At 73.0% G+C, this 5,678-nt stretch carries 9 protein-coding genes; all 9 read right to left on the minus strand.

Annotated elements, in window-relative coordinates:
* Nucleotides 1-82: 82 nt before the first annotated feature.
* A complete protein-coding gene (locus tag GT042_RS11520) occupies nucleotides 83-454 on the minus strand; it encodes a hypothetical protein (protein ID WP_161308619.1) in 372 nt (123 codons plus the stop codon).
* 146 nt (nucleotides 455-600) lie between these two features.
* The gene (locus tag GT042_RS11525) at nucleotides 601-810 is read right to left on the minus strand and encodes a hypothetical protein (RefSeq protein ID WP_161308620.1); all 210 of its coding nucleotides are present in this window, start codon (nucleotides 808-810) and stop codon (nucleotides 601-603) included.
* Between the two features lie 89 nt (nucleotides 811-899).
* Nucleotides 900-1,175 carry a hypothetical protein gene (locus GT042_RS11530; RefSeq protein WP_161308621.1) on the minus strand — a complete coding sequence of 92 codons (276 nt, stop codon included), beginning with the start codon at nucleotides 1,173-1,175 and terminating at the stop codon, nucleotides 900-902.
* On the minus strand, nucleotides 1,172-1,882 hold the full coding sequence (locus tag GT042_RS11535; RefSeq protein ID WP_202532648.1) for a hypothetical protein: 711 nt from the start codon (nucleotides 1,880-1,882) through the stop codon (nucleotides 1,172-1,174). The genes GT042_RS11530 and GT042_RS11535 overlap by 4 nt, the downstream gene beginning before the upstream one ends.
* Before the next feature lie 60 nt (nucleotides 1,883-1,942).
* Complete coding sequence (locus GT042_RS11540; protein ID WP_161308622.1) at nucleotides 1,943-2,146, minus strand: hypothetical protein; 204 nt, start codon at nucleotides 2,144-2,146, stop codon at nucleotides 1,943-1,945.
* Between the two features lie 163 nt (nucleotides 2,147-2,309).
* Nucleotides 2,310-3,104 carry a hypothetical protein gene (locus GT042_RS11545; RefSeq protein ID WP_161308623.1) on the minus strand — a complete coding sequence of 265 codons (795 nt, stop codon included), beginning with the start codon at nucleotides 3,102-3,104 and terminating at the stop codon, nucleotides 2,310-2,312.
* A complete protein-coding gene (locus GT042_RS11550; RefSeq protein WP_161308624.1) occupies nucleotides 3,101-3,607 on the minus strand; it encodes a hypothetical protein in 507 nt (168 codons plus the stop codon). The genes GT042_RS11545 and GT042_RS11550 overlap by 4 nt, the downstream gene beginning before the upstream one ends.
* Nucleotides 3,604-4,287, minus strand: coding sequence for a hypothetical protein (locus GT042_RS11555; protein WP_161308625.1), 684 nt, complete (start codon nucleotides 4,285-4,287; stop codon nucleotides 3,604-3,606). The genes GT042_RS11550 and GT042_RS11555 overlap by 4 nt, the downstream gene beginning before the upstream one ends.
* Nucleotides 4,284-5,483, minus strand: a complete 1,200-nt coding sequence (locus GT042_RS38955; RefSeq protein ID WP_345943745.1) for a DUF2637 domain-containing protein — start codon at nucleotides 5,481-5,483, stop codon at nucleotides 4,284-4,286. The genes GT042_RS11555 and GT042_RS38955 overlap by 4 nt, the downstream gene beginning before the upstream one ends.
* Between the last annotated feature and the right edge of the window lie 195 nt (nucleotides 5,484-5,678).

Here is a 5,678-nt window from a genome sequence, read left to right on the forward strand (position 1 = left end):
CGTGTTGAATTGCAACACCAGTGGGGTGGGGAGACGGGTGCGCCCCCCGGCTGGATGCCGGGGGGGCGCGGTGGGTGGGTGGTCAGCTACCGCCGCCCTGCTGCCAGGTGATGACGTCGTGGATCGCGCCCACGGCACTCACCAGGATGGCGAGCGTCGCGATGGTGCGGGTCTCCTCGTACTCGGCCACGTTCACCCGGTGCAGGTCGAGCGCGGCCAGCCACATGGTGAGCGCCATGGCCATCTCCGCCTGCTGCTCCCCGGAAAGCGGCTGCTCGCTGACGAGCTCCACCGCCCGACGGACCGCAGGGGCCACCTCGACGGTGGAGACGGTCGCGTCCATCGGCAGGGCGATCGGGAGGGGGAGGGCGGCGCAGACGGCGACGAGCTGGACGTAGGTGGAGGAGAGCCCCCTGGCGACCTTCTCCTTCATCCGGTCCTGGTGGTCCGACATGATGTTCGCCTTTCGGTTGGGTGGTGGGCGGGGTTCGCGGCCCCGCCCTTGTGTCTCAAGTATGGCAGCTCGTGTGTTGAATTACAACACTTGAAGGAGTGGGAAAGGCCCCGGATCACGTCGGATCCGGGGCCCGTGACGTACGGTCAGCGCAGCTGCCAGCCGGACAGCCGGTCGTCGGCGCCAACGGTCGCGGCCAGCCGGCGGCCGGGCAGGTCGCTGACCGCCAGGCCGACCGCCTCGGCGATCTCCGCCGCCGCGTACCGGACCGGGGCGCCCGCCTCCGGGTGGTCGGCAACGATCTCCGCCTGGTCGCCGACCAGCAGCAACACCTTGACGTCCGCGTTCGCGTTCATTCTGTTCCCTCTCGCTGTGCATGGTTGAAGGGGTGGTTCCGGGACCTCAGGAAGCTGTCAGCCCGGCCCGTACGTGCTCTGTCGTTCGGTCAGTTGACCCTGTTGGAGTCCAGCGACCAGAAGATCACTGAGATGACCACGTCATCGGCCAGACCCGCCTTCTTCCGGGTCGCAGCGACCACGTCGAGAAAAATCCTCTCGCGGGTTGTGCCCTTGGCCGGGTCTACGATCCCCGTGTTGGTCGCGGTGTAGAGACTCGGTCCAGGGATGGTGATCATCCGCTTACCAGCCGTTGTCCCACCGGACGTAGGAGGTGGCGTCTGGGTCCACTGAATCGTCATGACGAAGTGGAGCTGCTCGCTCATGCCGTTCCTTCCCCTACGGACATACGGATAGCAACCGCTGTGGCGTCGTCGCGGTACCCCTCCGCGTCAGCCACAGCGGCGGCGACGAGCGCGTCGGCAAGGGCCTGCGGGTCTTCGGCGTGCTCGCGCACGAGATCGGTCAGGGTGTCCGCCGGGACCTGGTCGTGCACGCCATCGCTGCTCAGGATGATGAGGCGGTCGCGGATCCCGGCGGTGTAGACGGTGCCGATCGACGCCCGGGCCAGGCTGGTGCGGAGCCAGTTGTCGTGGGCCCGGGCGATCTCCAGCGAGACGCCGTTCGCACGTAACTGCTTGCCGACCGTGTGGTCGTCGGTGTACAGCTCCAGGCGCGTACCGTCCCACCCGTAGGCCCGTGCGTCGCCGGTCCAGGTGACGGTGACCACGTCGTCGTCGGGGTAGGCCCGGACGGCGACGGCGACCGCGTCGGCTTCCTCGCCGTCGGCGCCCCGGTCGGCGATCAGCTCCGAGGCGCTGAGGAGACCGGCGAGCGGGCCGCGCCGGGCGGAGAACCGCGCGGCCACCTCCGCCAGGAGCGGGGCCACGGTCGAGGTGTGGCGGTAGTGGCCGATGCCGTCGATCACGGCCGCGCCGACGGTGCCGTCCGCGAGGACGTACACGCGGGCCGCGTCGGCGTTGTCGAGGGCGGTGCCCTCGCGGGTGGCTGTGCCGGTGGTGATGATCTGCATGCTGTTCGTCGTCCCGTCTGTGGTGGGGTGATCAGGTGGACTGGGGCGCCCGCTGGCAGGTCAGCGGTCCTCGCCGTCGCCGAGCCCCTCGAACGGCTCGTCATCGTCCGTGTCTTCGTCCCGGTCGTTCGCCTCGGCCGCCGCCTCGGCCGCCCAGCGTTCTTCGTCCTGCGCGTCGAGCAGCGCTGCGCCAGCCTTGTCGTACTCGCGCATCTCCTCGCCGCTCATCACGTCGGCGGCGGTCATCTCGTCGTAGTCGCCCATGAGTTCTCCTCGTACGGGCCGGCTGTTCCGGCTCCCCTCACCGACCGTACGAGACGGGCGGATCGGGCAACCCGCAGTCGGGCTCATCAGTGGGTGTGGGGCGGGTACCACCACCCGCAGCGGGCGCAGTACACCCGGTCGGTGGCGAGGAGCTGGCGGAGCGTCATGAGGCCGTCTTCCGTGCGTCGTGGCGGTGGTGGTAGCGGACGTTCCAGCGGTGGGGGCTCATGGGGTCCTGGAAAATCTCCGGGTCCGGGTGCGGCGCGTTGTTGGTGTTGTTGTTGTTGCTCTGACCTGCGGCAACATCGGCAACAACAGGAGGGTCGGCCTCGGTCGGGGGGAGGGGTGGGAAGTCCTCCCGGTGCACGCCCTCGCGGCCACCCGCCGGGGGCACCCGTACGCCGGGCCGTACGCGGACCCCCGTGCGGGTGAGGAGGGCGCGCACGTCGCGGGTGGCCCAGGAGGCCCCGCGGGGGCGCCTGGGGAGGGCCTCGGCGAGGGTGGCGAGGTGCACGCCGCTGCCCTCCTGGTAGAGGTGGTGGAGGAGGGCGCCGACGTCGTCGCGGGTGAGGGTGTCGGCAGGGTCCGGGATCGGGGGGTCGGGCTGCTCCTCGTCCTCCTGGTCGTCGTCGCCGTCGGGGTGCTCCTTGGCGCTGGGCGTGCGGGTGGAGATCCACAGCCACAGCGGGACCAGCAGCCACAGGAGGGCGGGGCGGGCGCGGATGAGGCGCCAGGCGAGGTAGAGGCCTGCGAGGACGAGGGCGAGGCGGAGCCAGCAGCCGAGGGCGGCGGGGATGCCGGTGAGGTCGTCACGGCGGCCGGCCCGGATCCACGCGACCGTACGGTCCCTGAGGCGCGAGGCCAGGGTGGCGGAGCCGGTCATCAGGCGCCGGGCGGCCTTGTCGGCGGCCTGGTTGCGCGCGGCCCAGCGGGCGAGCCGCTTGGTGTTGGCGTTCATCGCAGTCCCCCGCGGGCCTCGACGAACGCCTGGAGCTGCTGCCCGGCCGTGTTGATGGTCTCGGGCCACCAGTCCAGGAGGGCGACGACGCCGGGGAGGAGTCCGAGGACGGCGAAGGTCGCGAAGCCGCCGGCGATGCGGCGCCGGTCGTCCTTGCTGCCGGTCTTGACCATCATCCCGACGGTGATGAGGAGGAGGACGGTGACCGCTCCCCCGTACTCGGTGAGCGTGCCGAGGGACGCGGTCGCGACAGGGGCGGGCCCGGTGCCGGTGAGCGCCCGGATGCCCTTGTCGGCGCCGCTGGAGATGAGTCCGGCGATCCCGGCCGCGCCCCACCCGAGCGCGCCGCCCACGCAGATGGTCGACAGGGACCCGATGCTCGCCCCGGCGGCGTAGGGGACCAGCGCCCTGGGGTCGCGGTTGCCCTTCCACCAGGGGCGCAGGTTGGCCCAGAGGAGGGCGAGGGCGACGATGACGCCACCGAGGGAGAGTGCGACGTTCACGGGTGTACTCCGGTGATGAGGGTGACGATGTCCCAGGGGCTGACGGCGCTCAGCGTGCCGACGAAAGTGCAGGTGACGGCCCAGACGTGGACCCCGCTGGAGCCGCGGCCCTCGCGGCGGGTGTCCCGCTTGCGGACCAGCGCGAAGAACGTCAGGGCGAGGGCGCCGGTGGCGAGGGTGTAGCTGGCGGGGATGCCGATGCCGCGGGCCTCGTGGACGGTCTCGGCCCAGGTAGCGGCGCAGGAGTAGCCGCCGGGCAGGACCGGGGCGAGGGCGGCGACCATGCCGCTGATCGCCTGGAGCGGGGTGGCGTACGTGCGCAGCCACGCCCACAGCCGCTCACGGCGGGTGGGCTCGGGGTCGGGTACGCCCGGGACGAGGGTGACGCGGACCTCGATCGGCCCGTACGGCTGGGGTCCGTGCCACAGTCCGCCCGGCGGCGGGTCGGCGGGCGGGGCCGGCGGCGTGGTGCGGGTAGGGGGCGGGGGCGGTCCGGGTGGGGTAGGGCGGGTAGGGCGTTCCTCGTGGGCTGCCCGGGGGTGGGGCAGGGGCTGCCCGGCGGGGATCACGCGGGTAGGGGTGATCGGGCGCCGGGGCTGCTCGGCCGGGGCGGGGGGCTCCACGATGCGGCGCAGCAGGTGGCGGACCCTGTTCTCGTCGGGGCCGGGGATCGTCGTCATGAGGTCACCTCGGAGGCGAGCAGGTCGCGGATCTCCCGGGCGCGCTTCTGTCCGACGTGGAGCGAGGCCTTGAGGACCTCGATCGAGGCGGGGCGGCCGTGGGTGCGTAGGCGGTCGGCGTTGACCTGGCGGGCGGCGTCGAGGACGCCGGACGTACCCGTCGGGGCGGGATCGGGCGGCTCGGTGCAGTCGGGTTCGACCGGCTCCTCGGCCGGGTCGGGCAGCCGGGCGTGGACCTGGGACCGGGGCTGCCCGGCGGCGAAGGCCAGGGCCGGGATCCGGGTCCGGACGTCGGGGTGGGCCTCGGGCACGGGGCCGAAGTCGAGGAGCAGCCCGGTCCCGGGCGGCGGGAGTAGGGGGTCGGGTAGGGCCGGGGTAGGGGAGGTGGGGCGCGGCGGGCACATGACCGGCAGCAGGGTGGCCCCGGGTGGGACGAGGTTCGGCGGGGCGGGCGGCCGTACGGGCACTGCGGGCAGGGCGGGCGCCTCGGCGGGTAGGGCGGGCAGCTTGATCCCGGCGGCGGCGAGGCCGGCGGCCGCGGTGGAGGCGAGCGGGACACCGGTCCGTGCGAGGCGCAGCGGCATCAGCGACTCGATCGGCGCCTTGCGTTTCCACCCGCGCCCGAACCGGGCCTGGAGACGCGACCGGTAGATCAGCCGGTCCTGCTCCAGGGTGATGACCTGCTCGTACGAACGAAGCTCCCACAGCTTCATCCGGCGCCACAGCATGAACGTCGGTACGGGGGACAGCAGCCAGCGCGTGAGCCGCACGCCCTCCATGTGCTTGTCGGCCGTGATGTCCGCGATCCGGCCCACCGCGTGCCGTGCCGCCTCCACGACGACGACGAACAGCATCGGGATCACGGCGTGCATGCCGACCCCGAGCGGGTCGGGCCACGCCGCCGCGCCGTTGAACGCGACGGTGGCCGCAGTGAGCAGCCACGCGGTGGGGCGCAGCAGGGGGTAGGGGATGCGCAGCGCGGTGAGGACCAGGTCGAGCGCCAGCAGGACGCCGATGCCGGCGTCGATGCCGATCGGGAAGACGGCGGCGAAGCGGCCGAAGCCCTGCTCGTCGGCGAGGGCGCGGACGGCGGTGTACGACCCGGCGAAGCCGATCGCCGCGATGACGACCGCGCCGCCGCCGACCGCTACGAGGACGGTCCGCAGGCGCGGGGTGAGGATGGGACGGGTGGTCACAGGTGCTCCCGGACGGTGGGCCGAGCCGCGGCAAAGGGGGAAGAGCCGCGGCCCGGCGGTCTGCGGGGTGGTCAGCGGCGGCGGAAGGAGCCGGCGGCCTGCTGGGCGGAGTGCCGGGCGGCGGCGAGCTGCCCGACGGCGGCGGCCTGCTGCTCCGGGGCCTGGGCGTGCGCGAGGTCGGCGGCGGCCTCCTGG

Origin of the sequence: Streptomyces sp. SID3212, from assembly GCF_009865405.1 — a bacterium.
Taxonomy (GTDB): Bacteria; Actinomycetota; Actinomycetes; order Streptomycetales; family Streptomycetaceae; genus Streptomyces.